The sequence below is a fragment of the Pseudomonas asturiensis genome (genome assembly GCF_900143095.1).
GTDB classification, from domain to species: domain Bacteria; phylum Pseudomonadota; class Gammaproteobacteria; order Pseudomonadales; family Pseudomonadaceae; genus Aquipseudomonas; species Aquipseudomonas asturiensis.
In genome coordinates, this window is the sequence record NZ_FRDA01000024.1 from 1 (window position 1) to 26,998 (window position 26,998).

A 26,998-nucleotide genomic window follows, 5' to 3' on the forward strand; every position below is an offset into this window, starting at 1 on the left:
CTAATTGCCCGTGAGGCTTGACCATATAACACCCAAGCAATCTGCGACCTAAGGGCACAGATTGCGGTGACTGTGAAGACGACACGAACCGAAAGTTTGCGTCACAAACGACACCGATATCACATACCCGATTTGCTGAAACGCGCCTCCTGGCACGGTTCGGTACCCGAATTTCTTGACGACCATAGAGCATTGGAACCACCTGATCCCATCCCGAACTCAGCAGTGAAACGATGCATCGCCGATGGTAGTGTGGGGTTTCCCCATGTGAGAGTAGGTCATCGTCAAGATTCAATTCCAGAACCCCTCATCGCTTACGCGGTGAGGGGTTTTGTCTTTTTCGGCCTTTAAAACAGGCGCTGGTTTCTATGCATCATGCTTCTGCGTAGCTATCATGCGTGCCTCATTGCCAGGCGATTCTTACATGCTGATGTTGTTGACGCTTCTTGCTGACGGTGCTTTTCATTCCGGGCAGGTGCTTGGGGAGGCTCTGGGAGTCAGTCGAAGCGCTGTCTGGAAGCAGCTTCAGCTGCTTGAGGCCGAGCTGGGTATTGAGGTCCATAAAGTGCGCGGACGTGGTTACAGGCTTGCAACCCCGATTTCGCTTCTTGATGCGTCTGCCATAACACGCTCAGGCCTTCCTTCGAATTGGTCGGCTAAAACCTATGACTCGGTGGACTCGACAAATGCCGAAGCGGCTCGTTTGATTGCTGGTGGCTGCGACGTGCCGATGCTCGTACTTGCAGAGCGGCAAACGTCCGGCAGGGGGCGACGCGGTCGTAAATGGGTCAGCCCCTTCGCCGACAATATCTATTACAGCCTGATTTTAAGAATCGACGGTGGCATGCGCCAGTTAGAAGGCCTCAGTCTGATGGTGGGGCTTGCGGTGATGAATGTCCTGCGCGATGTCGGGGTAACCAAGGCTGGCCTCAAATGGCCCAATGACGTTCTCGTGGGCAGGCGCAAGATCGCCGGAATCCTGCTGGAGCTCATAGGTGATCCGGCTGATGTCTGTCATGTGATTATCGGTGTAGGAATCAACGTGAATATGCAGGCCTCGGCAGAAGTCGATCAGTCATGGACTTCCGTACGGCTCGAGACGGGTCAACTATCGGATCGCAATCATCTGGCTGTGCGCCTGAGTGAAAAGCTTGAGTCGTTCCTTGAGGTCCATCGCCAGGAAGGGTTTGTGGCATTTCAGAAGGATTGGGAGGCTGGGCATTTATGGCAAGGTGCTGCAGTCACGCTGCTTTCTGGTGCGCAGGCTATCAACGGCACTGTGTTAGGTATCGATGCGCTGGGCGCATTGCGTTTGGAAGTTGACGGTGTGGAAAAGAGCTTTAGTGGTGGTGAACTCAGCCTGAGGTTGCGCGATGATTCTTGAGCTCGATTGCGGCAATAGCTTCATCAAGTGGCGGGTAACGAATCGAGGTGATAGTTCAGTGCTGGCCGGAGGCGTCGTAGATTCGGATGACGCGCTGTTGGAGAGTCTTCGACAGTTGCCGGACCTTGCCCTAAGCGACTGCCGGCTGGTAAGTGTGCGTAATGCTGTGGAGACTGAGCGGCTCGTAGCGGTTCTCGCGACGGTGTTTTCGATCACTCCGGTGTGTGCTGTGCCTGCGCGTGAGCTCGCCGGGGTCGTGAATGGCTATGAAGAGTTTGAGCGTTTGGGGCTCGACCGCTGGTTGGCGTTCGTCGGCGCCTATCACTGCGTTCGGACTGCATGCCTTGTAATTGATCTGGGGACTGCCGTGACGTCTGACTTCGTAAGTGCTGAGGGTCAGCACTTGGGTGGCTTCATATGCCCTGGCATGCCATTGATGCGTGATCAGCTACGCACTCACACCCGGCGCATCAGATATGACGATGACGCTGCCCAGAGGGCGCTGACAGGGCTTGTGCCAGGGCGTTCGACCGCTGAGGCGGTTGAGAGAGGTTGCTCACTTATGCTCAGAGGATTTGCGTTGACTCAGGTCGACATTGCCAAAGGGTATTGGGGGGATGACTTCACGGTCTTTGTAACGGGCGGTGACGCTGGCCTGGTCATGGATGTATTGCCCGGCGCCCGAGTGGTACCGGATCTGGTTTTTGTCGGTCTTGCGCTCGCTTGCCCATTGTCCTGAGGTTCCTATGCGCTGGTTATTTCTCCTCCTGTTAATGCTTAATGGCTTTTATTACATCTGGCATCAGCAGGAGGCTCCGCTAAGGGCAAAGGAGGTCCTTCCCCTGTCGCTGAATCGTGCGGCACAACAGGATATTCACCTGCTCAGCGAATCTGATCCGGCCCGCGTATCAAAGGGGGTAGAGGCAAGCTGCCTTTATCTGGGCGGTTTTTCCCGCCAGGAAGACGCTCGAGCTGTCGAGCAGCGCCTTAACAGTCTTGATATCCAGTCGCAATTTCAGGCATTGCCATCGCCTGTGGCGGCTGCTTATTGGCTCAAGATCGCTCCTGAAAGCAGGCGTCTTGTTGAGGTCGGTGTCATGACTCAGCTTGCTCAGGACTTCCCTCAAATAAAAAATAAAATAATGTCATGTGAAGGCATTGCAACTGTCGAATAGTTTGAATAGAATGGCGCCCGCTTCGCAGTGAGGTGAAAGTCTCGCTAACGAAGTAGAAATGGTCAACGCATGTAACCTCAGGTTTTTAATGAGAAAAAGGTTGACAGAAGGGTGGCATGAGTTGAGAATGCTGCCTCGCTTAGGAGGGGTTCCCGAGCGGCCAAAGGGATCAGACTGTAAATCTGACGTCTACGACTTCGAAGGTTCGAATCCTTCCCCCTCCACCAGATTTAGCGCGAACTGCAAATTGCGCGGGTATAGTTTAGTGGTAGAACCTCAGCCTTCCAAGCTGATGATGCGGGTTCGATTCCCGCTACCCGCTCCATGTTTGTGGTTCATGCAGGTTGTTTTGCTCTTGTAGCTCAGTTGGTAGAGCACACCCTTGGTAAGGGTGAGGTCAGCGGTTCGAATCCGCTCAAGAGCTCCATTGCCAAAGGCAGATATGAAAATATCTGCCTTTGTTTTAGGTGGCTCTGCTGTGTGTGGGGTGCCTTGATCATTTGGATGTGTGTCGATTTACGGCAAAATCTGAATGATGTGTTGAAAAACTATTGTCAGGTCAGCATAATGGTCGGCCTGATTTTGCTTTTAGGTCAGTAGCTCAATTGGCAGAGCGACGGTCTCCAAAACCGTAGGTTGGGGGTTCGATTCCCTCCTGACCTGCCAGATTCAGAAAATGTAATCTGGCTTTCTTTTCACAGGATCTCCGTAGATGAATCCCAAGGCTGAAGCATCAGACTCTCGCTTTGATTTGCTGAAATGGCTCCTGGTAGTCGTTCTGGTGGTCGTGGGTGTTGTCGGTAATCAGTACTACTCTGCTGAGCCGATCCTGTACCGTGTTCTCGCTCTCCTGGTTATCGCTGCGGCTGCTGCTTTTGTAGCGCTGCAGACTGGTAAAGGCAAAGCTTTTTTCGTTCTGGCGAAAGAAGCTCGCGCAGAGATTCGTAAAGTCGTTTGGCCTACTCGCCAAGAAACCACTCAAACCACATTGATCGTCGTGGCTGTTGTGCTGGTTATGGCGTTGCTGTTGTGGGGGCTTGATTCCCTGCTCGGCTGGCTTGTTTCCTTGATAGTTGGCTAAGGGTGTCCCGTGGCTAAGCGTTGGTACGTAGTGCATGCTTACTCCGGTTACGAGAAGCATGTCATGCGCTCGTTGGTCGAGCGTGTGAAGCTGGCAGGCATGGAAGATGGCTTCGGCGAAATTCTGGTTCCCACTGAAGAAGTGGTTGAAATGCGTAATGGCCAGAAACGCAAAAGCGAACGCAAGTTCTTCCCTGGTTATGTGCTTGTACAGATGGACATGAACGAAGGTACTTGGCACTTGGTCAAGGATACCCCTCGTGTCATGGGTTTCATCGGCGGTACCGCTGACAAGCCTGCACCCATAACAGATAAAGAGGCAGAAGCGATTCTGCGTCGCGTTGCTGACGGCAGCGACAAGCCGAAGCCCAAGACTCTGTTCGAGCCGGGTGAGGTTGTTCGTGTCACCGACGGTCCGTTTGCCGATTTCAACGGCACGGTAGAAGAAGTTAACTACGAAAAGAGCCGTATCCAAGTGGCGGTGCTCATTTTCGGACGCTCTACTCCGGTAGAGTTGGAGTTCAGTCAGGTCGAAAAGGCATAACTGAGCTGGAATCCCATACCCCGCAGCCTAAGGCTGTGGGGTTTTTTCGTCACTGGGATATACGCGTAAGCAACCGGGGAGCCTTTATTGGCGCTTGAACCCGTAATTGGAGTGCCTCATGGCCAAGAAGATAACTGCATACATCAAGCTGCAAGTGAAAGCCGCTCAGGCTAACCCAAGCCCGCCAGTAGGCCCGGCTCTGGGTCAGCATGGTGTGAACATCATGGAATTCTGCAAAGCGTTCAACGCCCGTACTCAGGGTCTTGAGCCAGGCTTGCCGACTCCAGTGATCATCACTGTATACAGCGACCGTAGCTTCACTTTCGAAACAAAAAGTACCCCTGCGTCGGTTCTGCTGAAGAAGGCTGCAGGTTTGACCAGCGGCTCGGCTCGCCCGAACACCGTTAAAGTTGGCACCGTGACCCGTGCTCAGCTGGAAGAAATCGCAAAAGTAAAAAATGCGGATCTGACAGCTGCTGACATGGATGCGGCCGTGCGTACTATCGCCGGTTCCGCTCGTAGCATGGGCCTTAACGTGGAGGGTGTGTAATGGCTAAGCTGACCAAGCGCCAAAAGGCAATCGCTGGCAAGATCGAAGCTGGCAAGGCCTACAACTTTGTAGATGCAGCCGCTCTGCTGACCGAGCTGTCGACCGTCAAGTTCAGCGAGTCCGTAGACGTCGCTGTAAACCTGGGCGTTGACCCTCGTAAATCTGATCAGGTAGTGCGTAGCGCTACCGTTCTGCCGCACGGCACTGGCAAGACTGTACGCGTTGCAGTATTCACCCAGGGTCCTGCTGCTGAAGCCGCTCTGGCTGCCGGCGCTGACCGCGTTGGTATGGACGATCTGGCTGCTGAAATGAAAGCTGGCGACCTGAACTATGACGTCGTCATTGCCTCCCCGGACGCAATGCGCGTTGTTGGTCAGCTGGGCCAGGTTCTTGGTCCTCGCGGTCTGATGCCTAACCCGAAAGTCGGCACTGTTACTCCTGACGTTGCTAACGCCGTCAAGAATGCCAAGGCTGGTCAGGTTCGTTATCGCACCGACAAGAACGGCATCATCCACACTTCCGTTGGCAAAGTCGGTTTCGACGCCGTCAAGCTGAAGGAAAACGTTGAAGCGCTGCTCGCTGATCTCAAGCGTATCAAGCCTGCTTCCTCGAAAGGTATTTACGTCAAGCGCGTTACTCTGAGCACCACCATGGGCCCAGGCCTGGTGATCGATCAGGGCTCGCTGGACGCGTAAGACACAGGCGATGCGTCTGACGACGTGTCGCTGAAAAATTGGGGTCCCTGCCTGGCGGGGGCTATCCAAGACCGTAGGCGGCGAAAGTCTTAAAACTCAAGCCTACGCAGATGGTGCTCCCGGTTCCTTACCGAATCAGACACCAAAACGACATCAGGCTCCGGCCAGATGAAACGGTAACAAGCAGGAGTTAAACCCGTGGCAATTAAACTCGAAGACAAGAAGGCCATCGTCGCTGAAGTCAACGAGGCTGCCAAAGCTGGTCTGTCCGCAGTCGTGGCTGATGCCCGCGGCGTGACAGTCGGCGCTATGACCGGACTCCGTAAAGAGGCTCGTGAAGCTGGCGTTTACGTACGTGTTGTACGTAACACCCTGCTCAAGCGCGCTGTTGCTGACACTGAATTCAGTGTTCTCAACGACGTGTTCACTGGCCCGACCTTGATCGCATTCTCTAACGAGCATCCGGGCGCTGCTGCCCGACTGTTCAAGGAATTCGCCAAAGGTCAGGACAAGTTCGAGATCAAGGCAGCTGCGTTCGAGGGCAAGTTCCTCGCAGCTAATCAGATCGACGTACTGGCAAGCCTGCCGACCCGTGACGAAGCAATTTCTCAGCTGATGAGCGTGATTCAAGGCGCTACCAGCAAGTTGGCTCGTACTCTGGCGGCTGTTCGCGACCAAAAAGAAGCAGCTGCAGCCTAAGGCTGAGTCAGATCTTTTCGCGTATTTTTGTTTATTTTGATGGTCGCGTAGGCCGTCCCCCAATTCAGGAAATTGAGTCATGTCCATCTCTCAAGACGATATCCTTAACGCCGTAGCTGAAATGTCCGTTCTGCAGGTTGTAGAGCTGATCAAGGCGTTCGAAGAGAAGTTCGGCGTTACTGCTGCCGCTGCTTCTGCTGGTCCAGCTGCTGCTGCCGCTGTTGTTGAAGAACAAACTGAATTCAACGTCATGCTGCTGGAAGCTGGCGAGAAGAAAGTTAACGTGATCAAGGCAGTTCGTGAACTGACCGGTCTGGGCCTGAAAGAAGCCAAGGCAGTCGTTGACGGCGCTCCAGCAATGGTCCTGGAAGCTGTTGCCAAAGACGCAGCTGACAAAGCCAAAGCTACTCTGGAAGAAGCAGGCGCTAAAGTCGAGCTGAAATAAGCATCGATTTGAGTGTCCAGCCCACGCATTTAGCGAAAGGCTGATGGCTGGTGGCTTTTGCCACCGGCCTTTTTCCGTTATAGACGATTGGCGCGGTCAATCTCTGTAGCGTGCAGGATCCACCGAAGACGGTGGCGCAAACCAAGGGGTTTGCACGATTTTCTGGCTGCTTCCGTCGGGAGGGAGCCAAACAAGCAGGTGACCAAGCTGGGGAACGCTGATGGCTTACTCATATACTGAGAAAAAACGTATCCGCAAGGACTTTAGCAAGTTGCCGGACGTAATGGATGTGCCGTATCTCTTGGCCATCCAGCTGGATTCGTATCGCGAATTCCTGCAGGCGGGAGCGACCAAAGATCAGTTCCGCGACGTCGGTCTGCATGCAGCCTTCAAATCCGTTTTCCCGATCATCAGCTACTCCGGCAATGCTGCGCTGGAGTATGTAGGTTATCGCTTGGGCGAACCGGCATTTGATGTCAAGGAATGCGTGCTGCGTGGTGTGACTTACGCTGTACCTCTGCGAGTCAAGGTTCGTCTGATCATCTTCGACAAAGAGTCGTCGAACAAAGCGATCAAGGACATCAAAGAGCAAGAAGTCTACATGGGTGAAATCCCCCTGATGACTGAAAACGGTACCTTCGTAATTAACGGTACCGAGCGCGTTATCGTGTCTCAGCTGCACCGCTCGCCTGGCGTATTCTTCGACCACGACCGTGGCAAGACGCACAGCTCCGGTAAGCTGCTGTACTCCGCTCGTATCATTCCTTACCGCGGTTCGTGGCTGGACTTCGAGTTCGATCCGAAAGACTGCGTATTCGTCCGTATCGACCGTCGTCGCAAGCTGCCTGCGTCCGTACTGCTGCGCGCATTGGGTTACACCACCGAGCAAGTGCTCGATGCTTTCTATACCACCAACGTTTTCCATGTTCGCGGTGAAAACCTGAGCCTGGAACTGGTGCCTCAGCGCCTGCGTGGTGAGATTGCTGTCCTGGATATCCTGGACGACAAAGGCAAGGTCATTGTCGAGCAAGGTCGCCGTATCACCGCTCGTCACATCAACCAGCTGGAAAAAGCCGGGATCAAAGAGCTGGAAGTGCCTCTGGACTACGTCCTGGGTCGCACGACTGCCAAGGTCATCGTGCATCCGGCTACCGGCGAAATCATCGCCGAGTGCAACACCGAGCTGAACACTGAAATCCTGGCCAAGATTGCCAAGGCTCAGGTTGTTCGGATCGAAACGTTGTACACCAACGACATCGACTGTGGTCCGTTCGTTTCTGACACATTGAAGATCGACTCCACCAGCAACCAACTGGAAGCGCTGGTCGAGATCTATCGCATGATGCGTCCTGGCGAGCCGCCGACCAAAGATGCTGCCGAGACCCTGTTCAACAACCTGTTCTTCAGCCCTGAGCGCTACGACCTGTCCGCTGTAGGTCGCATGAAGTTCAACCGCCGTATCGGTCGCACCGAGATCGAAGGTTCGGGCGTGTTGTGCAAGGAAGACATCGTAGCGGTCCTCAAGACCCTCGTTGACATCCGTAACGGCAAAGGCATCGTCGACGACATCGACCATCTGGGTAACCGTCGTGTTCGCTGTGTCGGCGAGATGGCCGAGAACCAGTTCCGTGTAGGCCTGGTGCGTGTAGAGCGTGCGGTCAAAGAGCGTCTGTCGATGGCTGAAAGTGAAGGCCTGATGCCTCAGGACCTGATCAACGCCAAGCCAGTCGCTGCTGCGGTCAAAGAGTTCTTCGGTTCCAGCCAGCTTTCCCAGTTCATGGACCAGAACAACCCGCTGTCCGAGATCACCCACAAGCGTCGTGTCTCCGCACTCGGCCCTGGTGGTCTGACTCGTGAGCGCGCCGGCTTTGAGGTTCGAGACGTTCACCCGACTCACTACGGTCGCGTGTGCCCGATTGAAACACCGGAAGGTCCGAACATCGGTCTGATCAACTCGTTGGCAGCCTACGCTCGCACCAACCAGTACGGCTTCCTCGAGAGCCCGTATCGCGTTGTGAAAGAAGGTCTGGTCACCGACGAAATCGTTTTCCTGTCGGCAATCGAAGAAGCAGACCACGTCATTGCACAGGCTTCGGCCGCAATGAACGACAAGCAAGAGCTGATCGACGAGCTGGTTGCGGTACGTCACCTCAACGAATTTACGGTCAAGGCACCTGCCGACGTTACCCTGATGGACGTTTCGCCCAAGCAGGTTGTATCGGTAGCAGCGTCCCTGATCCCGTTCCTCGAGCACGACGACGCCAACCGTGCGTTGATGGGTTCGAACATGCAGCGTCAGGCTGTACCCACACTGCGTGCTGACAAGCCGCTGGTTGGTACCGGCATGGAACGTAACGTGGCGCGCGACTCCGGCGTTTGCGTCGTGGCTCGTCGTGGCGGCGTGATCGACTCGGTTGATGCCAGCCGTATCGTGGTTCGTGTTGCTGACGATGAAGTTGAAACCGGTGAGGCGGGTGTAGATATCTACAACCTGACCAAATACACCCGTTCCAACCAGAACACCTGCATCAACCAGCGTCCGTTGGTGAGCAAGGGTGATCGTGTTCAGCGCAGCGATATCATGGCTGATGGTCCGTCCACTGACATGGGCGAGCTGGCACTGGGTCAGAACATGCGCATCGCGTTCATGGCCTGGAACGGTTTCAACTTCGAAGACTCCATCTGTCTGTCCGAGCGTGTCGTTCAGGAAGATCGCTTCACCACGATCCACATTCAGGAACTGACCTGTGTGGCCCGTGACACCAAGCTTGGCCCAGAGGAAATCACTGCCGACATCCCGAACGTGGGTGAAGCGGCGCTGAACAAGCTGGACGAAGCCGGTATCGTTTACGTTGGTGCTGAAGTGGGCGCCGGCGACATTCTGGTCGGTAAGGTCACCCCGAAAGGCGAGACCCAGCTGACGCCAGAAGAAAAACTGCTGCGCGCGATCTTCGGTGAGAAGGCTAGCGACGTTAAAGATACCTCCCTGCGTGTGCCGACCGGTACCAAGGGTACTGTTATCGACGTTCAGGTCTTCACGCGTGATGGCGTTGAGCGTGACGCACGTGCACTGTCCATCGAGAAGTCGCAACTCGACGAGATCCGCAAGGATCTGAACGAAGAGTTCCGTATTGTTGAAGGTGCCACGTTCGAGCGTCTGCGCTCTGCCCTGGTTGGCCGTATTGCAGAAGGCGGTGCTGGCCTGAAGAAAGGTCAGGAGATCACCGACGAGGTTCTCGACGGTCTTGAGCACGGTCAGTGGTTCAAACTGCGTATGGCCGAAGATGCTCTGAACGAGCAGCTCGAAAAAGCTCAGGCTTACATCGTTGATCGCCGCCGTCTGCTGGACGACAAGTTCGAAGACAAGAAGCGCAAGCTGCAACAGGGCGATGACCTGGCACCGGGCGTACTGAAGATCGTCAAGGTCTACCTGGCAATCCGCCGTCGCATCCAGCCTGGCGACAAGATGGCTGGTCGTCACGGTAACAAAGGTGTGGTCTCCGTGATCATGCCGGTTGAAGACATGCCGCACGATGCCAACGGTACGCCGGTGGACATCGTACTCAACCCGCTGGGCGTACCTTCGCGTATGAACGTCGGTCAGATCCTTGAAACCCACCTGGGCCTCGCGGCCAAAGGTCTGGGCGAGAAGATCAACCGCATGCTCGAAGAGCAGCGTAAAGTGGTTGAGCTGCGCAAGTTCCTCACCGAGATCTACAACGAGATCGGTGGCCGTCAGGAAAACCTGGACGAATTCACCGACCAGGAAGTTCTGGATCTGGCGAAGAACCTGCGTAACGGCGTTCCGATGGCCACTCCGGTGTTCGACGGCGCCAAGGAAAGCGAAATCAAGGCAATGCTCAAGCTGGCTGACATGCCAGAGAGCGGCCAGATGCAACTGTTCGACGGCCGCACGGGCAACAAGTTTGAGCGCGCTGTAACAGTTGGCTACATGTACATGCTGAAGCTGAACCACTTGGTGGACGACAAGATGCACGCGCGTTCCACTGGTTCTTACAGCCTGGTTACCCAGCAGCCGCTGGGTGGTAAGGCGCAGTTCGGTGGTCAGCGTTTCGGGGAGATGGAAGTGTGGGCGCTGGAAGCATACGGCGCGGCGTACACTCTGCAGGAAATGCTCACAGTCAAGTCGGACGATGTGAACGGTCGTACCAAGATGTACAAAAACATCGTGGACGGCGATCACCGTATGGAGCCGGGCATGCCCGAGTCTTTCAACGTGTTGATCAAAGAAATCCGTTCTCTCGGTATCGATATCGATCTGGAAACCGAATAACACGTGACGTGAATCGGGAGCAGGGCGTAAATCCCTGCTCCCTGCTCCGCCAGGAGGAAAGGCCTTGAAAGACCTACTGAATTTGCTGAAAAACCAGGGTCAAGTCGAAGAGTTCGATGCTATCCGCATCGGCCTTGCGTCGCCTGAAATGATCCGCTCGTGGTCGTTCGGTGAAGTTAAGAAACCGGAAACCATCAACTACCGCACGTTCAAGCCTGAGCGTGATGGTCTGTTCTGCGCCAAGATCTTTGGCCCGGTAAAGGATTACGAGTGCTTGTGCGGTAAGTACAAGCGCCTGAAGCACCGCGGTGTCATCTGCGAAAAATGCGGTGTTGAAGTGGCTCTGGCCAAAGTTCGTCGTGAGCGCATGGCTCACATCGAACTGGCTTCGCCAGTGGCACACATCTGGTTCCTGAAGTCCCTGCCGTCCCGTATCGGCCTGCTGATGGACATGACCCTGCGTGATATCGAACGCGTTCTCTACTTCGAGAGCTATGTCGTTATCGATCCAGGCATGACCACCCTCGAAAAGGGTCAGTTGCTGAACGATGAGCAGTACTTCGAAGCGCTGGAAGAGTTCGGTGACGATTTCGACGCCCGCATGGGTGCCGAAGCTGTTCGTGAGCTCCTGCACGCTATCGATCTGGAGCACGAAATTGGCCGTCTGCGTGAAGAAATTCCGCAAACCAATTCCGAGACCAAGATCAAGAAGCTGTCCAAGCGTCTGAAACTGATGGAAGCGTTCCAGGGTTCCGGCAACCTTCCTGAGTGGATGGTGCTGACCGTTCTGCCGGTTCTGCCGCCAGATCTGCGTCCCCTGGTTCCGCTGGACGGTGGCCGTTTCGCGACGTCCGACCTCAACGATCTGTATCGTCGAGTCATCAACCGTAACAACCGTTTGAAGCGTCTGCTGGATCTGTCTGCTCCTGACATCATCGTGCGCAACGAAAAGCGCATGCTGCAGGAAGCGGTCGATGCCCTGTTGGACAACGGTCGTCGCGGTCGCGCAATCACCGGTTCCAACAAGCGTCCTCTGAAATCCCTGGCTGACATGATCAAGGGTAAGCAAGGTCGTTTCCGTCAGAACCTGCTCGGTAAGCGCGTTGACTACTCCGGTCGTTCGGTAATTACCGTGGGTCCGACCCTGCGTCTGCATCAGTGCGGTCTGCCAAAGAAAATGGCTCTCGAGCTGTTCAAACCGTTCATTTTCGGCAAGCTGGAAATGCGTGGCCTGGCCACGACCATCAAAGCTGCCAAGAAAATGGTTGAGCGCGAGCTGCCGGAAGTGTGGGACGTTCTTGCCGAAGTGATTCGCGAACACCCAGTGCTTCTGAACCGTGCGCCAACGCTTCACCGTCTGGGTATTCAGGCATTTGAACCGGTACTGATCGAAGGTAAGGCTATCCAGCTGCACCCTCTGGTCTGTGCTGCGTACAACGCCGACTTCGACGGCGACCAGATGGCCGTTCACGTACCTTTGACGCTGGAAGCTCAGCTCGAAGCGCGCGCGCTCATGATGTCGACCAACAACATCCTGTCGCCAGCCAACGGTGAGCCAATCATCGTTCCTTCGCAGGACGTTGTACTGGGTCTGTACTACATGACCCGTGAAGCGATCAACGCCAAGGGCGAAGGCCGTGTGTTTGCAGACCTGCAGGAAGTCGACCGCGTATTCCGCGCCGGCGAAGCTGCTCTGCACGCCAAGGTCAAGGTTCGCATCCACGAAACGGTCAACGATCGTGATGGTGGCAGCGTCAAGAACACCCGTATCGTCGACACCACTGTCGGCCGTGCGCTGCTGTTCCAGGTGGTTCCGGCCGGCCTGTCCTACGACGTCGTCAACCAGCCGATGAAGAAGAAGGCGATCTCCAAGCTGATCAACCAGTGCTACCGCGTGGTTGGTTTGAAAGAGACCGTTATTTTCGCTGACCAGTTGATGTATACCGGTTTTGCCTACTCGACGATCTCGGGTGTTTCCATTGGCGTTAACGACTTCGTTATCCCGGATGAGAAAGCTCGCATCATCGACGCGGCCACCGAAGAAGTTAAAGAGATCGAAAGTCAGTACGCCTCGGGCCTGGTTACTCAGGGCGAGAAGTACAACAAGGTGATCGACCTCTGGTCCAAGGCGAACGACGAAGTATCCAAGGCGATGATGTCCAACCTCTCGAAAGAGAAGGTTATCGACCGCCATGGCGTCGAAGTCGACCAGGAATCCTTCAACTCGATGTACATGATGGCTGACTCGGGTGCGCGGGGTTCCGCAGCCCAGATCCGTCAGCTGGCCGGTATGCGTGGTCTGATGGCCAAGCCGGACGGTTCCATCATCGAAACGCCGATCACTGCGAACTTCCGTGAAGGTTTGAGCGTACTTCAGTACTTCATCTCTACTCACGGTGCTCGTAAGGGTCTTGCGGATACCGCGTTGAAAACCGCTAACTCCGGTTATCTGACCCGTCGTCTGGTAGACGTCGCGCAGGATCTGGTGGTTACCGAGGTTGATTGCGGCACCGAGCACGGCTTGCTGATGACTCCGCACATTGAAGGCGGTGACGTCGTCGAGCCTCTGGGTGAGCGCGTACTGGGTCGAGTTATTGCCCGTGACGTGTTCAAGCCGGGTACAGAAGAAGTCATCGTGCCTGCCGGTACGCTGGTAGACGAGAAGTGGGTTGAATTCATCGAGCTGAATAGCATCGACGAAGTGATCGTTCGCTCGCCAATCAGCTGCGAAACCCGCTATGGCATCTGCGCCAAGTGCTACGGTCGCGACCTGGCTCGTGGTCACCAGGTCAACATCGGTGAAGCTGTCGGCGTTATCGCTGCACAGTCGATCGGTGAGCCGGGTACCCAGCTGACAATGCGTACTTTCCACATTGGTGGTGCGGCAAGCCGGACCTCGGCAGCCGACAGCGTTCAGGTGAAGAATGGCGGTACCGTCCGTCTTCACAACCTGAAGCACGTTGAGCGTGTTGACGGCCATCTGGTTGCGGTATCCCGCTCCGGTGAACTGGCGATCGCTGATGACTTCGGTCGTGAGCGTGAGCGTTACAAGCTGCCGTACGGTGCAGTGATTTCGGTGAAGGAAGGCGACAAGGTCGACGCTGGCTCTATCGTGGCCAAGTGGGATCCGCACACTCACCCAATCGTCACCGAGATGAAAGGTACTGTTACCTACGTCGGCATGGAAGAGGGCATCACGATCAAGCGTCAGACTGACGAATTGACCGGTATGACCAACATTGAAGTGCTTGATGCCAAAGACCGTCCGGCTGCCGGCAAGGACATCCGTCCTGCTGTGAAGATGGTGGGTCTGGATGGCAAGGATCTGCTGTTGCCGGGTACTGACGTACCTGCACAGTACTTCCTGCCTGCAAACGCCCTGGTGGGTGTTGCGGACGGTGCGCAGATCGCGATCGGTGATGTTATCGCTCGTATTCCGCAAGAAACTTCGAAAACCCGTGACATCACCGGTGGTCTGCCGCGTGTTGCCGACCTGTTCGAAGCTCGTCGCCCGAAAGAGGCTTCGATCCTTGCAGAAGTCAGCGGTACCATCGCGTTCGGTAAAGAGACCAAAGGCAAGCGCCGTCTGGTCATTACCCCGAACGACGGTAGCGATCCGTACGAGGAGCTGATTCCGAAGTGGCGCCACCTGAACGTCTTCGAAGGCGAACAAGTGAACCGCGGCGAAGTTATCTCCGACGGTCCGAGCGATCCACACGACATCCTGCGTCTGCTGGGTGTAAGTGCGCTGGCCAAGTACATCGTCAACGAAATTCAGGACGTTTACCGCCTGCAGGGCGTGAAGATCAACGACAAGCACATCGAGACCATTCTGCGTCAGATGCTGCGTAAAGTTGAGATTGCCGAGTCTGGCGATTCCAGCTTCATCAAGGGCGACCAGATGGAGTTGACTCACGTACTGGTAGAGAACGAGCGTCTGGGCGCGGAAGACAAGTTTGTTTCCAAGTTCACACGCGTTCTGCTGGGTATCACCAAGGCATCGCTGTCCACTGAGTCGTTCATCTCCGCGGCCTCCTTCCAGGAGACAACCCGCGTACTGACCGAAGCAGCTGTGACTGGCAAGCGCGACTACCTGCGCGGCCTGAAGGAAAACGTGGTTGTGGGTCGTCTGATCCCGGCCGGTACCGGTCTGGCATATCACAGCGAGCGCAAGCGTCGCCGTGAAATGGACAAACCGATGCGTGTCAGCGCGAGCGAGGTAGAAGCCGCTCTGACTGAAGCGTTGAACTCCAGCGGTAACTGAGACTAAAGCCTCGGCACTCGCATCAGTCGTACAGCATTCGTGCTGTACCCCTGATGCGGACGTCGGGGCTTTGTCTTGACTGGGGGCAGGATCCTCTTTAGACTCTTGTACCCCTAAATTTGGCGGGGCTTGTGCCCTGTCATTTGCTTTTCTTGTAAGACAATAGCGTCGCAAGACAACAGTGGAGCTAGTAGATGGCAACTATCAACCAGCTGGTACGTCAGCCGCGTAAGCGTATCGTCGAGAAATCCGACGTGCCTGCGCTGCAGAACTGCCCGCAACGTCGCGGTGTGTGCACTCGTGTGTATACCACCACGCCGAAAAAACCTAACTCGGCATTGCGTAAAGTCTGCCGTGTGCGCCTGACCAACGGTTTCGAGGTTTCCTCGTACATCGGCGGTGAAGGTCACAACCTGCAAGAGCACAGCGTGGTACTGATCCGTGGCGGTCGTGTAAAAGACTTGCCAGGTGTTCGTTATCACACCGTTCGTGGTTCTCTGGATACCTCCGGCGTTAAAGGCCGTAACCAGGGTCGCTCGAAATACGGTACCAAGAAGCCTAAGTAGTACTTGGCTTCTGTTAAAAATTGCAGATTTCTATTTTTCTGAGTCGATAAGAGTAAGGTCGGGCGCATCCTTTTCTGGGTGGTGGTCCCGAGCTAACCTGAAGACCGTTTGAGGGCTTATCCATGCCAAGAAGACGCGTAGCAGCCAAGCGCGAAGTGCTTGACGATCCAAAATACGGAAGCCAGATTCTGGCGAAGTTCATGAACCACGTGATGGAAAGCGGCAAGAAAGCCGTTGCCGAGCGTATCGTTTATGGCGCGCTGGAGAAGGTTAAAGAGCGTAAGAACAGCGATCCCCTGGAAATCTTCGAGAAAGCTCTCGACGCCATCGCTCCGCTGGTCGAAGTAAAGTCGCGCCGTGTAGGCGGTGCTACTTACCAGGTTCCTGTCGAAGTTCGTCCGTCCCGTCGTAATGCTCTGGCAATGCGTTGGCTGGTAGACTTCGCGCGTAAGCGCGGTGAGAAGTCTATGGCTCTGCGTTTGGCTGGCGAACTGTTGGACGCCGCCGAAGGTAAAGGTGCTGCGGTCAAGAAGCGTGAAGACGTGCACCGTATGGCTGAGGCCAACAAGGCTTTCTCGCACTACCGCTTCTAATTTCAGCGTCACTAATTTTGCGAGGGCTTTATGGCTCGTACTACACCGATTGGCCGTTACCGTAACATTGGTATCGTCGCTCACGTGGATGCTGGTAAAACCACTACCACCGAGCGCGTCCTTTTTTACACCGGCAAAAGTCATAAGATGGGCGAGGTGCATGACGGCGCCGCGACCACAGACTGGATGGTTCAGGAGCAGGAGCGTGGTATTACCATCACTTCTGCTGCCATCACTGCCTTCTGGCAGGGTTCTGAAAAGCAGCACAAAGATCAGTACCGCTTCAACGTCATCGATACCCCGGGCCACGTTGACTTCACTATTGAAGTTGAACGTTCCCTGCGTGTACTCGACGGCGCGGTCGTTGTGTTCTGTGGTACTTCCGGCGTAGAGCCGCAGTCCGAAACCGTATGGCGTCAAGCCAACAAATACGGCGTTCCACGTATCGTTTACGTGAACAAGATGGACCGTGCAGGTGCGAACTTCCTGCGCGTGATCGCTCAGATCAAGCAGCGCCTGGGTCACACACCGGTGCCTATCCAGCTGGCGATCGGTTCGGAAGACAATTTCCAGGGTCAGATCGATCTGATGTCCATGGAAGCTGTTTACTGGAACGATGCTGACAAGGGTATGGTTCCTGTTCGCAAGCCTATCCCTGCAGAGCTGCAGGAACTGGCTGACGAGTGGCGCAGCAACATGGTTGAGGCTGCGGCCGAAGCCAGCGAAGAGCTGATGAACAAGTACCTCGAAGGTGAAGAACTCACCAACGCGGAAATCAAGGCCGCTCTGCGTCAGCGTACTATCGCTGGTGAGATCGTTCTGGCTGTTTGTGGTTCTTCGTTCAAGAACAAGGGCGTTCCCCTGGTTCTCGACGCCGTAATCGACTACCTGCCGGCTCCAGTCGACATTCCTGCTATCAAGGGTTCCGACCCTGATAACGAGGAAATTCAGATGGAGCGTCATGCAGACGACGACGAGCCGTTCTCGGCTCTGGCGTTCAAGATCGCTACCGACCCATTCGTGGGTACCTTGACTTTCGTCCGTGTTTACTCGGGCGTGTTGGCATCCGGCGACGGCGTGATCAACTCGGTCAAAGGCAAGAAAGAGCGTGTGGGTCGTATGGTGCAAATGCACGCAAACGCCCGCGAAGAAATCAAGGAAGTGCGCGCTGGTGACATCGCGGCCTTGATCGGCATGAAGGACGTCACCACTGGTGAAACCTTGTGCAACGCTGACAAGCCAATCATTCTGGTTCGTATGGACTTCCCGGAGCCGGTTATTTCGGTTGCCGTTGAGCCTAAAACCAAGGATGACCAGGAAAAAATGGGTATCGCACTGGGCAAACTTGCTCAGGAAGACCCGTCTTTCCGCGTAAAAACTGATGAAGAGACTGGTCAGACGATCATCTCTGGCATGGGCGAGCTGCACCTGGACATCCTGGTTGACCGGATGCGCCGTGAGTTCAACGTCGAAGCCAACATCGGCAAGCCTCAGGTTTCCTATCGTGAGCGCATCACGAAGAACTGCGAAATCGAAGGCAAGTTCGTTCGTCAATCCGGCGGTCGTGGCCAGTTCGGTCATTGCTGGATCCGTTTTGCGCCTGCTGACGAAGGTCAGGAAGGTCTGCAATTCGTGAACGAAGTGGTGGGTGGTGTTGTTCCTAAGGAATACATCCCGGCTATCCAGAAGGGTATCGAAGAGCAGATGAAGAACGGTGTTGTCGCCGGCTATCCGCTGATCGGCCTGAAGGCTACCGTGTTTGATGGTTCTTACCACGACGTCGACTCGAACGAGATGGCGTTTAAGGTGGCTGCTTCCATGGCGACCAAGCAACTGGCCCAAAAGGGCGGTGGTGAGTTGCTTGAGCCGATCATGGCGGTAGAGGTTGTTACGCCTGAAGACTATATGGGTGACGTGATGGGCGACCTTAACCGTCGTCGCGGCATGATTCTGGGTATGGAAGATACGGTTTCCGGCAAGGTTATCCGCGCCGAGGTTCCGTTGGGTGAGATGTTCGGTTATGCGACCGACGTTCGCTCCATGTCTCAGGGTCGCGCAAGCTACTCTATGGAATTCAAAAAATACAATACAGCGCCGTCGCACATCGTCGAAACTGTAACCAAAAAACAAGGCTGATTCAGCGCCTTTAGGCTAGGAGTTATTTGTCGTGGCTAAAGAAAAATTTGAACGTAACAAACCGCACGTCAACGTTGGCACCATCGGTCACGTCGACCATGGTAAAACCACGCTGACCGCTGCTCTGACTCGTGTTTGCTCCGAAGTTTTCGGTTCCGCAAAGGTTGACTTCGACAAGATCGACAGCGCCCCGGAAGAGAAAGCTCGTGGTATCACCATCAACACCGCTCACGTTGAATACGATTCGGCCGTTCGCCACTACGCGCACGTTGACTGCCCAGGTCACGCCGACTACGTAAAAAACATGATCACCGGTGCTGCCCAGATGGACGGCGCGATTCTGGTTTGTTCCGCTGCTGACGGCCCGATGCCTCAGACTCGTGAGCACATCCTGCTGTCCCGTCAGGTTGGCGTTCCGTACATCGTTGTCTTCCTGAACAAGGCTGACATGGTTGACGACGCTGAGCTGCTGGAACTGGTTGAAATGGAAGTGCGTGACCTGCTCAGCACCTACGATTTCCCAGGTGACGACACTCCGATCATCATCGGTTCGGCTCTGATGGCTCTGAACGGCCAAGACGACAACGAGATGGGCACCACTGCTGTCAAGAAGCTGGTTGAAACTCTGGACAGCTACATCCCAGAACCAGTTCGTGCTATCGACAAGCCGTTCCTGATGCCAATCGAAGACGTATTCTCGATCTCCGGTCGCGGTACTGTTGTTACCGGTCGTGTTGAGCGTGGCATCATCAAGATCCAGGAAGAAGTAGAAATCGTAGGTCTGCGTGACACTACCAAGACTACTTGCACTGGCGTTGAGATGTTCCGCAAGCTGCTGGACGAAGGTCGTGCTGGTGAGAACTGCGGCGTTCTGCTGCGTGGCACCAAGCGTGACGACGTTGAGCGTGGCCAGGTTCTGGTCAAGCCAGGTACCGTCAAGCCGCACACTCAGTTCGAAGCTGAAATCTACGTTCTGAGCAAGGAAGAAGGCGGTCGTCACACTCCGTTCTTCAAAGGCTACCGTCCACAGTTCTACTTCCGTACTACCGACGTAACCGGTAGCTGCGAACTGCCGGAAGGCGTAGAAATGGTAATGCCAGGTGATAACGTTAAAGTTAACGTTACCCTGATCAAGCCAATCGCAATGGAAGACGGTCTGCGTTTCGCTATCCGTGAAGGCGGTCGTACCGTCGGCGCTGGTGTAGTAGCAAAAATCGTCGCTTAAGCGTTGATGCCTTGAAAGAGCCCCCGCCTTGCGGGGGCTTTTTTATTGGGTTGACACCCCGCCAGCTCGTCTATAGAATTGCGCCTCCTTTTAACGGGCGTATTGCGCTCGGTGGGAACAGCAATCTGGAGTCTGAATCCAATGCAAAACCAGCAAATCCGTATCAGGTTGAAGGCTTTTGACCATCGCCTGATCGACCAATCAACCCAGGAAATCGTGGAAACCGCGAAACGTACTGGTGCACAGGTGCGTGGTCCGATTCCACTGCCGACTCGTAAAGAGCGGTTCACCGTTCTGGTTTCTCCGCACGTCAACAAAGACGCGCGCGACCAGTATGAGATCCGTACTCATAAGCGCGTTCTGGACATCGTCCAGCCAACGGATAAAACCGTTGATGCTCTTATGAAGCTTGATCTTGCGGCCGGTGTGGAAGTTCAGATCAGCCTCGGCTAAGACTTGGGTCTTAGTCGTGTAACGCTCTGAAATGGGCGGCCATAGCGGGTGAAAGCCCCGTACACTCATGAGGTTTACAACATGACTATTGGTGTAGTCGGTCGTAAATGCGGTATGACCCGTATTTTCACCGAAGAAGGTGTCTCCATTCCGGTCACGGTCATTGAGATCGAGCCGAATCGCGTCACTCAGTTCAAAACCGAAGAAACCGATGGCTATCGTGCAGTGCAAGTCACTGTCGGCGAGCGTCGTGCTTCGCGTGTTACAGCTGCGCAGGCAGGCCACTTCGCCAAGGCGAACGTTGCTGCCGGTCGTACCATCATGGAATTTCGTCTTGAAGAAGGCGACTACCAGGCTGGCGATCTGATCAACGCTGAAATCTTCGCTGCTGGTCAACTGGTTGATGTAACCGGTCAGTCCAAGGGTAAAGGCTTCCAGGGTACGATCAAGCGCTGGAATTTCCGTGGTCAGGATAACACCCACGGTAACTCCGTCTCCCACCGCGTCCCGGGCTCTATCGGCCAGTGCCAGACTCCTGGTCGTGTATTCAAGGGCAAAAAAATGTCCGGTCATATGGGCGCTGAGCGCGTGACCGTGCAGTCCCTGGAAGTAGTGCGCGTGGACGCTGAACGCAATCTGTTGTTGGTCAAGGGTGCTGTTCCTGGCGCTACTGGCGGCAACCTGGTTGTACGTCCGGCAGCCAAGGCTCGCGGTTAAGGGGAAGCTGACATGCAATTAAATGTAAATGACGCTCAAGCAATCGAAGTTTCCGAACTGACATTTGGCGGCGAATTCAACGAGACGCTGGTTCACCAGGCAGTCGTGGCCTACATGGCTGGCGGTCGTCAGGGTAGCAAGCAGCAAAAGACCCGTTCTGACGTTTCTGGTGGCGGTAAGCGCCCATGGCGTCAAAAGGGTACTGGCCGTGCTCGTGCCGGTACTATCCGTAGCCCAATCTGGCGTGGCGGCGGTACCACTTTCGCAGCTCGTCCTCAGGACCACTCTCAGAAGCTCAACAAGAAGATGTATCGCGCAGCACTGCGCTCCATCCTTGCTGAACTGGTTCGTACTGATCGTCTGGTCGTGGTTCAGGACTTCGCTGTTGAAGCACCGAAAACCAAAGACTTGCTGAGCAAGCTGAATGGCATGGGTCTGACTGACGTCCTGATCGTGTCTGACGCTGTTGACCAGAATCTGTACCTGGCTGCTCGTAACCTGCCGCACGTTGATGTTCGTGACGTACAGGGTTCCGATCCAGTTAGTCTGATCGCATACGACAAGGTGTTGATCACCGTGTCGGCCGTGAAGAAATTCGAGGAGCTGCTGGGATGAACCAGGAACGCGTATTTAAAGTTCTACTTGGCCCGCACGTTTCCGAAAAGGCCACGGTTCTGGCTGACAAGAAAGGCCAGTTCGTTTTCAAGGTTGCAACTGACGCAACCAAGCTGGAAATCAAGAAGGCCGTCGAAAGCCTGTTCAGCGTGAAAGTAGAGCGTGTTACTACCCTGAATGTTCTGGGTAAGAGCAAGCGCACTGCTCGCGGTCTGGGCAAGCGTAATGACTGGAAGAAGGCAGTTATCTCCCTTCAGCCAGGCCAAGATCTCGATTTCAGCAGCAGTGCTGAGTAAGGAAGGGGTGCATCATGGCAATCGTTAAATGCAAACCGACTTCCCCTGGCCGCCGTTTTGTGGTCAAGGTGGTCAACCAGGAGCTGCATAAAGGCGCTCCTCACGCACCGCTGCTCGAGAAAAAATCGAAGTCTGGTGGTCGTAACAACAATGGCCGTATCACTACACGTCACGTGGGTGGTGGTCATAAGCAGCATTATCGTCTGGTCGACTTCCGTCGCAACGACAAAGATGGCATCGCTGCCACTGTCGAGCGTATCGAATACGATCCAAACCGTACTGCTCACATTGCTCTGCTGCTTTACGCAGACGGCGAGCGCCGCTACATCATCGCCCCTAAAGGCGTGAGTGCTGGCGACCAGCTGATTGCAGGTGCCTTGGCGCCAATCAAGCCGGGCAACGCTCTTCAACTGCGCAACATTCCAGTTGGTAGCACCGTACACGGCATCGAATTGAAGCCAGGTAAAGGCGCACAGATCGCACGTTCCGCTGGTGCTTCGGCACAGCTGATCGCTCGTGAAGGTGTGTACGTAACCCTGCGTCTTCGCTCCGGTGAAATGCGTAAAGTACTGGCTGAATGCCGTGCAACGCTGGGCGAAGTCTCGAACTCCGAGCACAGCCTGCGTTCGCTGGGTAAAGCAGGTGCCAAACGCTGGCGTGGCGTTCGCCCAACCGTTCGTGGTGTTGCCATGAACCCGGTTGACCACCCACATGGTGGTGGTGAAGGTCGTACCTCTGGTGGTCGTCATCCGGTATCGCCGTGGGGCTTCCCGACTAAGGGCGCGAAGACTCGTGGTAATAAGCGTACCGACAAAATGATCGTCCGTCGTCGCAAGTAAATAGAGGGATACGACAGTGCCACGTTCTCTGAAAAAAGGTCCTTTTATTGATCTTCACCTACTGAAGAAGATCGAAGTGGCGGCGGAAAAGAACGATCGCAAACCAGTTAAAACCTGGTCGCGTCGTTCGATGATCCTGCCACAAATGGTCGGTTTGACCATTGCAGTGCATAACGGTCGTCAACATGTTCCAGTTCTCGTGAGCGAAGACATGGTCGGCCATAAACTAGGCGAGTTTGCCGGTACCCGCACATATCGTGGGCACGTGGCAGACAAGAAAGCCAAGCGTTAAGGGGTAAGGAACGATGGAAGTAGCCGCTAAGTTGTCGGGCGCTCGAATCTCCGCCCAGAAAGCCCGCTTGGTCGCCGACCAGATCCGCGGGAAGAAGGTGGGCGAAGCGCTCAACCTGTTGGCTTTCAGCAGTAAGAAAGCCGCCGAGATCCTGAAGAAAGTGCTGGAGTCGGCTGTAGCCAACGCCGAGCATAACGAAGGCGCAGACGTTGATGACCTCAAGGTCTCCACCGTTTTCGTCAACGAAGGGCGTTCGCTGAAGCGCATCATGCCACGTGCCAAAGGCCGTGCTGATCGCATCGTCAAGCGGTCTTGCCATATCACTGTCAAGGTTGCTGACAAGTAACGGAGTCGAAGAGATGGGTCAGAAAGTACATCCCATTGGCATTCGCCTGGGAATCGTCAAGGAGCACACCTCCGTCTGGTACGCAGATGGTCGGACTTATGCGGACTATTTGTTCGCTGATCTGAAGGTGCGTGAGTATCTCCAAGACAAACTAAAAAGCGCGTCCGTAAGCCGTATCGATATCCATCGTCCGGCTCAGACTGCACGTATCACCATCCACACCGCTCGTCCCGGCATCGTGATCGGCAAGAAAGGTGAAGATGTTGAGAAACTGCGTCAGGACCTGACCAAGCAAATGGGTGTGCCTGTGCACATCAATATCGAAGAGATCCGCAAGCCGGAGCTTGACGGTATGCTGGTTGCGCAGAGCGTAGCTCAGCAGCTGGAGCGTCGTGTAATGTTCCGTCGCGCTATGAAGCGCGCTGTACAGAACGCAATGCGCATTGGTGCCAAAGGCATCAAAATCCAAGTGAGCGGTCGTCTCGGCGGTGCTGAAATCGCACGTACTGAATGGTATCGCGAAGGTCGTGTGCCATTGCACACCCTGCGTGCCGACATCGACTATGCCAACTACGAAGCTCACACCACTTATGGTGTGATCGGTGTAAAGGTTTGGATCTTCAAAGGCGAAGTAATTGGTGGTCGCCAAGAAGAACTGAAACCACAAGCACCAGCGCCTCGTAAAAAAGCTGCTAAGTAAGGGGTACGCCAAATGTTGCAACCAAAGCGTACGAAGTTCCGCAAGCAGATGACCGGCCACAACCGTGGTCTGGCACTGCGCGGTAGCAAAGTCAGCTTCGGCGAGTTCGCGCTGAAGTCTGTTGCTCGTGGTCGTCTCACCGCTCGTCAGATCGAGTCAGCGCGTCGTGCTCTGACCCGTCACGTAAAACGTGGCGGCAAGATCTGGATCCGTGTATTCCCGGACAAGCCTGTCACCAAGAAGCCACTCGAAGTTCGGATGGGTAAAGGTAAGGGTAACGTCGAGTACTGGGTTGCCCAGATTCAGCCAGGCAAAGTCCTGTATGAAATCGAGGGTGTTACTGAAGAGCTGGCGCGTGAGGCTTTCGCCCTGGCTGCTGCAAAGCTGCCACTCGCCACCTCCTTTGTTAAGCGGACGGTGATGTGATGAAAGCGAATGAACTTCGTGAAAAATCAGCACAGCAGCTGAACGAGCAACTGCTCGGCCTGCTGCGCGACCAGTTCAATCTGCGTATGCAGAAAGCAACTGGCCAGTTGGGGCAGTCTCACCTGCTCTCGCAAGTTAAGCGTGACATCGCTCGCGTGAAGACTGTGCTCAACCAGCAGGCAGGTAAGTAATCATGGCTGAAGCCGAAAAAACCGTCCGTACGCTGACTGGCCGTGTCGTCAGCGACAAGATGGACAAGACCATCACCGTTCTGATTGAGCGTCGCGTAAAGCACCCAATCTACGGTAAATACGTTAAGCGTTCGACTAAGCTGCACGCGCACGACGAAACCAACCAGTGCCATATCGGCGACAAGGTCACGATCCGTGAAACTCGTCCGGTAGCCAAGACCAAGTCTTGGGCATTGGTTGATATCCTCGAACGCGCTGTGGAAGTCTAAGGGCTAAGGGTCGGAGAAATTATATGATTCAGACTCAATCCATGCTCGATGTGGCCGATAACAGCGGCGCTCGCCGCGTTATGTGCATCAAGGTGCTGGGTGGCTCCCATCGTCGTTACGCTGGTATCGGTGACATCATCAAAGTAACCGTGAAGGAAGCAATTCCGCGCGGCAAGGTGAAAAAAGGCCAAGTGATGACTGCTGTTGTAGTCCGCACTCGCCATGGCGTTCGTCGTGCAGACGGCTCCATCATCCGCTTCGATGGCAACGCTGCTGTTCTGTTGAACAACAAGCAAGAGCCGATCGGTACCCGTATCTTTGGGCCAGTGACCCGTGAACTTCGTACTGAGAAGTTCATGAAGATCGTCTCGCTCGCCCCAGAAGTTCTGTAAGGAGATCCGACATGCAAAAGATTCGTCGTGACGACGAGATCATCGTGATCGCCGGCAAAGACAAAGGTAAGCGCGGTAAGGTGCTCAAGGTTCTCGCTGACGACCGTCTGGTCGTTGGTGGGATCAACCTGGTGAAGCGTCATACCAAGCCTAACCCGATGTCGGGCGTACAGGGCGGTATCGTCGAGAAAGAAGCGCCACTGCACGCTTCCAACGTCGCCATTTTCAACGGCGCAACCAACAAGGCTGACCGCGTTGGTTTCAAAGTTGAAGACGGCAAGAAAATTCGTGTCTTCAAGTCGACCCAAAAAGCGGTTGATGCTTGAACACTGCTAGGTAGAAGACCATGGCACGACTAAAAGAGATTTACCGGAAGGAAATCGCTCCGAAGCTTAAGGAAGAACTTAAGCTCGCGAACGTGATGGAAGTTCCGCGCGTTACCAAAATCACCCTGAACATGGGTCTGGGCGAAGCGATCGGCGACAAAAAAGTCATCGAGCACGCTGTTGCTGACCTGGAAAAGATCACCGGTCAAAAAGTCGTTGTGACTTACGCTCGGAAATCCATCGCTGGCTTTAAAGTCCGTGAAGGATGGCCGATCGGCGTCAAAGTGACTCTGCGCCGCGATCGTATGTATGAATTCCTGGATCGTCTGCTGTCGATCTCCCTGCCTCGGGTTCGCGACTTCCGCGGCCTGAATGCCAAGTCCTTCGATGGTCGTGGTAACTACAGCATGGGCGTGAAAGAGCAGATCATTTTCCCGGAAATCGATTACGACAAGATCGATGCTCTCCGCGGTCTGGACATCACCCTGACCACCACTGCCAAGAACGATGATGAAGGTCGCGCATTGCTGCGTGCTTTCAAATTCCCGTTCCGCAACTGATTGGAGTAGGAAAATGGCCAAGAAGAGCATGAAAAACCGTGAGCTGAAGCGTCAGCTCACCGTTGCCAAGTACGCCAAGAAGCGTGCTGAGCTGAAAGCTATCATCGTTGATCTGAACGCAAGTCCAGAAGCGCGTTGGGAAGCTACCGTAGCTCTGCAGAAGCAACCACGTGACGCAAGCGCTGCGCGCATGCGTAACCGTTGCCGCATCACTGGTCGTCCACACGGCGTTTACCGCAAGTTCGGCCTTGGCCGTAACAAACTGCGTGAAGCTGCCATGCGTGGCGACGTACCAGGTCTGGTTAAAGCCAGCTGGTAAGGCGCAACGCTCGCTTCTTTCCGATCGACGGCTCAGGTTGTTGGTTGGAATGAAGCCTGAAAGTGAATCAAGCCCCTTTTGGGGCTTGATTCATTTCTGGGGTAGGACTAGAATTGCCGGCTCGCCTGAGCCCGTGTTTTTACTTGCCCGGAAAATCTCGGCGATAAGCTGTAGCCGTAAGGCTAATTATTTTGTTTTAGGAGCGTCTAGCCCATGAGTATGCAGGACCCGTTAGCGGACATGCTAACTCGTATCCGTAATGCCCAGATGGCTGAAAAGCCCGTCGTAAGCATGCCATCTTCCACGTTGAAGGTTGCTGTAGCCAAAGTCCTGAAGGACGAGGGTTACATTGCGGGTTATCAGATCAGCAGCGAAGTTAAACCATCGCTGTCCATCGAGCTTAAGTACTTCGAAGGCCGTCCGGTCATTGAAGAAGTTAAGCGCGTCAGCCGTCCAGGCTTGCGTCAGTACAAGTCCTCCGACGATCTGCCAAAAGTTCGTGGCGGTCTCGGTGTGTCTATCGTCTCCACCAACAAAGGTGTGATGACGGATCGTGCTGCGCGCGCTGCCGGTGTCGGTGGCGAAGTGCTTTGCACTGTGTTCTAAG

At 54.9% G+C, this 26,998-nt stretch carries 31 protein-coding genes, 4 tRNA genes and 1 rRNA gene; all 36 read left to right on the forward strand.

Annotated elements, in window-relative coordinates:
• The first annotated feature begins 174 nt into the window (after positions 1-174).
• A 5S ribosomal RNA gene (gene rrf, locus BUB69_RS26220) occupies positions 175-290 on the forward strand.
• A gap of 134 nt (positions 291-424) precedes the next feature.
• Positions 425-1,384, forward strand: a complete 960-nt coding sequence (gene birA, locus BUB69_RS26225) for a bifunctional biotin--[acetyl-CoA-carboxylase] ligase/biotin operon repressor BirA (protein WP_073172702.1) — start codon at positions 425-427, stop codon at positions 1,382-1,384.
• Positions 1,374-2,123: a pantothenate kinase gene (locus tag BUB69_RS26230; protein ID WP_073172705.1), complete on the forward strand. Its 750-nt coding sequence runs from the start codon at positions 1,374-1,376 to the stop codon at positions 2,121-2,123. The genes birA and BUB69_RS26230 overlap by 11 nt, the downstream gene beginning before the upstream one ends.
• Before the next feature lie 7 nt (positions 2,124-2,130).
• Positions 2,131-2,559, forward strand: coding sequence for a hypothetical protein (locus tag BUB69_RS26235; protein ID WP_073172710.1), 429 nt, complete (start codon positions 2,131-2,133; stop codon positions 2,557-2,559).
• A gap of 142 nt (positions 2,560-2,701) precedes the next feature.
• Positions 2,702-2,786 (forward strand) — tRNA-Tyr (locus BUB69_RS26240).
• Between the two features lie 24 nt (positions 2,787-2,810).
• A tRNA-Gly gene (locus BUB69_RS26245) sits at positions 2,811-2,884 on the forward strand.
• A gap of 26 nt (positions 2,885-2,910) precedes the next feature.
• A tRNA-Thr gene (locus BUB69_RS26250) sits at positions 2,911-2,986 on the forward strand.
• A 163-nt stretch (positions 2,987-3,149) separates the two neighbouring features.
• Positions 3,150-3,225 (forward strand) — tRNA-Trp (locus BUB69_RS26255).
• Positions 3,226-3,271: 46 nt separating this feature from the next.
• A complete protein-coding gene (secE, locus tag BUB69_RS26260) occupies positions 3,272-3,640 on the forward strand; it encodes a preprotein translocase subunit SecE (protein WP_005887064.1) in 369 nt (122 codons plus the stop codon).
• A 9-nt stretch (positions 3,641-3,649) separates the two neighbouring features.
• Complete coding sequence (nusG, locus tag BUB69_RS26265; protein ID WP_003317113.1) at positions 3,650-4,183, forward strand: transcription termination/antitermination protein NusG; 534 nt, start codon at positions 3,650-3,652, stop codon at positions 4,181-4,183.
• Positions 4,184-4,301: 118 nt separating this feature from the next.
• The gene (rplK, locus tag BUB69_RS26270) at positions 4,302-4,733 is read left to right on the forward strand and encodes a 50S ribosomal protein L11 (RefSeq protein ID WP_024687039.1); all 432 of its coding nucleotides are present in this window, start codon (positions 4,302-4,304) and stop codon (positions 4,731-4,733) included.
• Entirely contained in the window at positions 4,733-5,428 is a 696-nt protein-coding gene (gene rplA, locus BUB69_RS26275) for a 50S ribosomal protein L1 (protein WP_073172713.1), read from the forward strand. The genes rplK and rplA overlap by 1 nt, the downstream gene beginning before the upstream one ends.
• A gap of 198 nt (positions 5,429-5,626) precedes the next feature.
• Positions 5,627-6,127 (forward strand): 50S ribosomal protein L10, encoded by a 501-nt coding sequence (rplJ, locus tag BUB69_RS26280; RefSeq protein WP_003431816.1) that lies wholly within the window; start codon positions 5,627-5,629, stop codon positions 6,125-6,127.
• A 79-nt stretch (positions 6,128-6,206) separates the two neighbouring features.
• Positions 6,207-6,572, forward strand: coding sequence for a 50S ribosomal protein L7/L12 (gene rplL / locus BUB69_RS26285; RefSeq protein WP_024687037.1), 366 nt, complete (start codon positions 6,207-6,209; stop codon positions 6,570-6,572).
• A 220-nt stretch (positions 6,573-6,792) separates the two neighbouring features.
• Entirely contained in the window at positions 6,793-10,866 is a 4,074-nt protein-coding gene (gene rpoB, locus BUB69_RS26290; protein WP_073172716.1) for a DNA-directed RNA polymerase subunit beta, read from the forward strand.
• A 64-nt stretch (positions 10,867-10,930) separates the two neighbouring features.
• Positions 10,931-15,130: a DNA-directed RNA polymerase subunit beta' gene (rpoC, locus tag BUB69_RS26295; RefSeq protein WP_024687035.1), complete on the forward strand. Its 4,200-nt coding sequence runs from the start codon at positions 10,931-10,933 to the stop codon at positions 15,128-15,130.
• 194 nt (positions 15,131-15,324) lie between these two features.
• A complete protein-coding gene (gene rpsL / locus BUB69_RS26300) occupies positions 15,325-15,696 on the forward strand; it encodes a 30S ribosomal protein S12 (protein ID WP_002555494.1) in 372 nt (123 codons plus the stop codon).
• 122 nt (positions 15,697-15,818) lie between these two features.
• The gene (gene rpsG, locus BUB69_RS26305) at positions 15,819-16,289 is read left to right on the forward strand and encodes a 30S ribosomal protein S7 (RefSeq protein WP_002555493.1); all 471 of its coding nucleotides are present in this window, start codon (positions 15,819-15,821) and stop codon (positions 16,287-16,289) included.
• 30 nt (positions 16,290-16,319) lie between these two features.
• The gene (gene fusA, locus BUB69_RS26310) at positions 16,320-18,425 is read left to right on the forward strand and encodes an elongation factor G (protein ID WP_073172719.1); all 2,106 of its coding nucleotides are present in this window, start codon (positions 16,320-16,322) and stop codon (positions 18,423-18,425) included.
• A gap of 31 nt (positions 18,426-18,456) precedes the next feature.
• Complete coding sequence (gene tuf / locus BUB69_RS26315) at positions 18,457-19,650, forward strand: elongation factor Tu (RefSeq protein WP_024687033.1); 1,194 nt, start codon at positions 18,457-18,459, stop codon at positions 19,648-19,650.
• 141 nt (positions 19,651-19,791) lie between these two features.
• Entirely contained in the window at positions 19,792-20,103 is a 312-nt protein-coding gene (rpsJ, locus tag BUB69_RS26320) for a 30S ribosomal protein S10 (RefSeq protein WP_003186070.1), read from the forward strand.
• A gap of 81 nt (positions 20,104-20,184) precedes the next feature.
• The gene (gene rplC / locus BUB69_RS26325) at positions 20,185-20,820 is read left to right on the forward strand and encodes a 50S ribosomal protein L3 (protein ID WP_024687032.1); all 636 of its coding nucleotides are present in this window, start codon (positions 20,185-20,187) and stop codon (positions 20,818-20,820) included.
• 12 nt (positions 20,821-20,832) lie between these two features.
• Positions 20,833-21,435, forward strand: coding sequence for a 50S ribosomal protein L4 (gene rplD / locus BUB69_RS26330; RefSeq protein ID WP_004883668.1), 603 nt, complete (start codon positions 20,833-20,835; stop codon positions 21,433-21,435).
• Positions 21,432-21,731 (forward strand): 50S ribosomal protein L23, encoded by a 300-nt coding sequence (rplW, locus tag BUB69_RS26335; RefSeq protein WP_002555488.1) that lies wholly within the window; start codon positions 21,432-21,434, stop codon positions 21,729-21,731. The genes rplD and rplW overlap by 4 nt, the downstream gene beginning before the upstream one ends.
• A 14-nt stretch (positions 21,732-21,745) precedes the next feature.
• Entirely contained in the window at positions 21,746-22,570 is an 825-nt protein-coding gene (gene rplB / locus BUB69_RS26340; RefSeq protein ID WP_007924198.1) for a 50S ribosomal protein L2, read from the forward strand.
• A 16-nt stretch (positions 22,571-22,586) separates the two neighbouring features.
• A complete protein-coding gene (rpsS, locus tag BUB69_RS26345) occupies positions 22,587-22,862 on the forward strand; it encodes a 30S ribosomal protein S19 (protein WP_004883670.1) in 276 nt (91 codons plus the stop codon).
• Positions 22,863-22,875: 13 nt separating this feature from the next.
• Positions 22,876-23,208, forward strand: coding sequence for a 50S ribosomal protein L22 (rplV, locus tag BUB69_RS26350; protein WP_002555485.1), 333 nt, complete (start codon positions 22,876-22,878; stop codon positions 23,206-23,208).
• Between the two features lie 13 nt (positions 23,209-23,221).
• A complete protein-coding gene (gene rpsC / locus BUB69_RS26355; RefSeq protein WP_003176422.1) occupies positions 23,222-23,908 on the forward strand; it encodes a 30S ribosomal protein S3 in 687 nt (228 codons plus the stop codon).
• 12 nt (positions 23,909-23,920) lie between these two features.
• Positions 23,921-24,334: a 50S ribosomal protein L16 gene (rplP, locus tag BUB69_RS26360; protein ID WP_002555482.1), complete on the forward strand. Its 414-nt coding sequence runs from the start codon at positions 23,921-23,923 to the stop codon at positions 24,332-24,334.
• The gene (gene rpmC, locus BUB69_RS26365) at positions 24,334-24,525 is read left to right on the forward strand and encodes a 50S ribosomal protein L29 (protein ID WP_002555481.1); all 192 of its coding nucleotides are present in this window, start codon (positions 24,334-24,336) and stop codon (positions 24,523-24,525) included. Before rplP ends, rpmC begins: the two co-directional genes overlap by 1 nt.
• 2 nt (positions 24,526-24,527) lie before the next feature.
• Positions 24,528-24,794 (forward strand): 30S ribosomal protein S17, encoded by a 267-nt coding sequence (rpsQ, locus tag BUB69_RS26370; RefSeq protein ID WP_002555480.1) that lies wholly within the window; start codon positions 24,528-24,530, stop codon positions 24,792-24,794.
• 23 nt (positions 24,795-24,817) lie between these two features.
• Positions 24,818-25,186 (forward strand): 50S ribosomal protein L14, encoded by a 369-nt coding sequence (gene rplN / locus BUB69_RS26375; RefSeq protein ID WP_002555479.1) that lies wholly within the window; start codon positions 24,818-24,820, stop codon positions 25,184-25,186.
• 11 nt (positions 25,187-25,197) lie between these two features.
• Positions 25,198-25,512: a 50S ribosomal protein L24 gene (gene rplX / locus BUB69_RS26380; protein WP_002555478.1), complete on the forward strand. Its 315-nt coding sequence runs from the start codon at positions 25,198-25,200 to the stop codon at positions 25,510-25,512.
• Between the two features lie 20 nt (positions 25,513-25,532).
• Positions 25,533-26,072, forward strand: a complete 540-nt coding sequence (gene rplE, locus BUB69_RS26385) for a 50S ribosomal protein L5 (RefSeq protein ID WP_004883677.1) — start codon at positions 25,533-25,535, stop codon at positions 26,070-26,072.
• Between the two features lie 13 nt (positions 26,073-26,085).
• Positions 26,086-26,391 (forward strand): 30S ribosomal protein S14, encoded by a 306-nt coding sequence (gene rpsN, locus BUB69_RS26390; RefSeq protein WP_002555476.1) that lies wholly within the window; start codon positions 26,086-26,088, stop codon positions 26,389-26,391.
• Between the two features lie 213 nt (positions 26,392-26,604).
• Entirely contained in the window at positions 26,605-26,997 is a 393-nt protein-coding gene (gene rpsH, locus BUB69_RS26395; RefSeq protein WP_004883681.1) for a 30S ribosomal protein S8, read from the forward strand.
• Position 26,998: the final 1 nt, after the last annotated feature.

What these genes read in the sequence shown, in the direction of transcription:
- secE (WP_005887064.1), top strand. Translation starts at nt 3,272, where the DNA reads ATGAATCCCAAGGCTGAAGCATCAGACTCTCGCTTTGATTTGCTGAAA.
- BUB69_RS26235 (WP_073172710.1), top strand. Translation starts at nt 2,131, where the DNA reads ATGCGCTGGTTATTTCTCCTCCTGTTAATGCTTAATGGCTTTTATTAC.
- rplC (WP_024687032.1), top strand. Translation starts at nt 20,185, where the DNA reads ATGACTATTGGTGTAGTCGGTCGTAAATGCGGTATGACCCGTATTTTC.
- rplL (WP_024687037.1), top strand. Translation starts at nt 6,207, where the DNA reads ATGTCCATCTCTCAAGACGATATCCTTAACGCCGTAGCTGAAATGTCC.
- rpoB (WP_073172716.1), top strand. Translation starts at nt 6,793, where the DNA reads ATGGCTTACTCATATACTGAGAAAAAACGTATCCGCAAGGACTTTAGC.
- rplD (WP_004883668.1), top strand. Translation starts at nt 20,833, where the DNA reads ATGCAATTAAATGTAAATGACGCTCAAGCAATCGAAGTTTCCGAACTG.
- rplX (WP_002555478.1), top strand. Translation starts at nt 25,198, where the DNA reads ATGCAAAAGATTCGTCGTGACGACGAGATCATCGTGATCGCCGGCAAA.
- rplA (WP_073172713.1), top strand. Translation starts at nt 4,733, where the DNA reads ATGGCTAAGCTGACCAAGCGCCAAAAGGCAATCGCTGGCAAGATCGAA.
- rplB (WP_007924198.1), top strand. Translation starts at nt 21,746, where the DNA reads ATGGCAATCGTTAAATGCAAACCGACTTCCCCTGGCCGCCGTTTTGTG.
- rpsC (WP_003176422.1), top strand. Translation starts at nt 23,222, where the DNA reads ATGGGTCAGAAAGTACATCCCATTGGCATTCGCCTGGGAATCGTCAAG.
- rpsH (WP_004883681.1), top strand. Translation starts at nt 26,605, where the DNA reads ATGAGTATGCAGGACCCGTTAGCGGACATGCTAACTCGTATCCGTAAT.
- rpsN (WP_002555476.1), top strand. Translation starts at nt 26,086, where the DNA reads ATGGCCAAGAAGAGCATGAAAAACCGTGAGCTGAAGCGTCAGCTCACC.
- rplW (WP_002555488.1), top strand. Translation starts at nt 21,432, where the DNA reads ATGAACCAGGAACGCGTATTTAAAGTTCTACTTGGCCCGCACGTTTCC.
- rpsL (WP_002555494.1), top strand. Translation starts at nt 15,325, where the DNA reads ATGGCAACTATCAACCAGCTGGTACGTCAGCCGCGTAAGCGTATCGTC.
- rpmC (WP_002555481.1), top strand. Translation starts at nt 24,334, where the DNA reads ATGAAAGCGAATGAACTTCGTGAAAAATCAGCACAGCAGCTGAACGAG.
- rpsQ (WP_002555480.1), top strand. Translation starts at nt 24,528, where the DNA reads ATGGCTGAAGCCGAAAAAACCGTCCGTACGCTGACTGGCCGTGTCGTC.
- rplP (WP_002555482.1), top strand. Translation starts at nt 23,921, where the DNA reads ATGTTGCAACCAAAGCGTACGAAGTTCCGCAAGCAGATGACCGGCCAC.
- rplE (WP_004883677.1), top strand. Translation starts at nt 25,533, where the DNA reads ATGGCACGACTAAAAGAGATTTACCGGAAGGAAATCGCTCCGAAGCTT.
- rpsG (WP_002555493.1), top strand. Translation starts at nt 15,819, where the DNA reads ATGCCAAGAAGACGCGTAGCAGCCAAGCGCGAAGTGCTTGACGATCCA.
- birA (WP_073172702.1), top strand. Translation starts at nt 425, where the DNA reads ATGCTGATGTTGTTGACGCTTCTTGCTGACGGTGCTTTTCATTCCGGG.
- rplV (WP_002555485.1), top strand. Translation starts at nt 22,876, where the DNA reads ATGGAAGTAGCCGCTAAGTTGTCGGGCGCTCGAATCTCCGCCCAGAAA.
- BUB69_RS26230 (WP_073172705.1), top strand. Translation starts at nt 1,374, where the DNA reads ATGATTCTTGAGCTCGATTGCGGCAATAGCTTCATCAAGTGGCGGGTA.
- rpsJ (WP_003186070.1), top strand. Translation starts at nt 19,792, where the DNA reads ATGCAAAACCAGCAAATCCGTATCAGGTTGAAGGCTTTTGACCATCGC.
- rplK (WP_024687039.1), top strand. Translation starts at nt 4,302, where the DNA reads ATGGCCAAGAAGATAACTGCATACATCAAGCTGCAAGTGAAAGCCGCT.
- fusA (WP_073172719.1), top strand. Translation starts at nt 16,320, where the DNA reads ATGGCTCGTACTACACCGATTGGCCGTTACCGTAACATTGGTATCGTC.
- rplN (WP_002555479.1), top strand. Translation starts at nt 24,818, where the DNA reads ATGATTCAGACTCAATCCATGCTCGATGTGGCCGATAACAGCGGCGCT.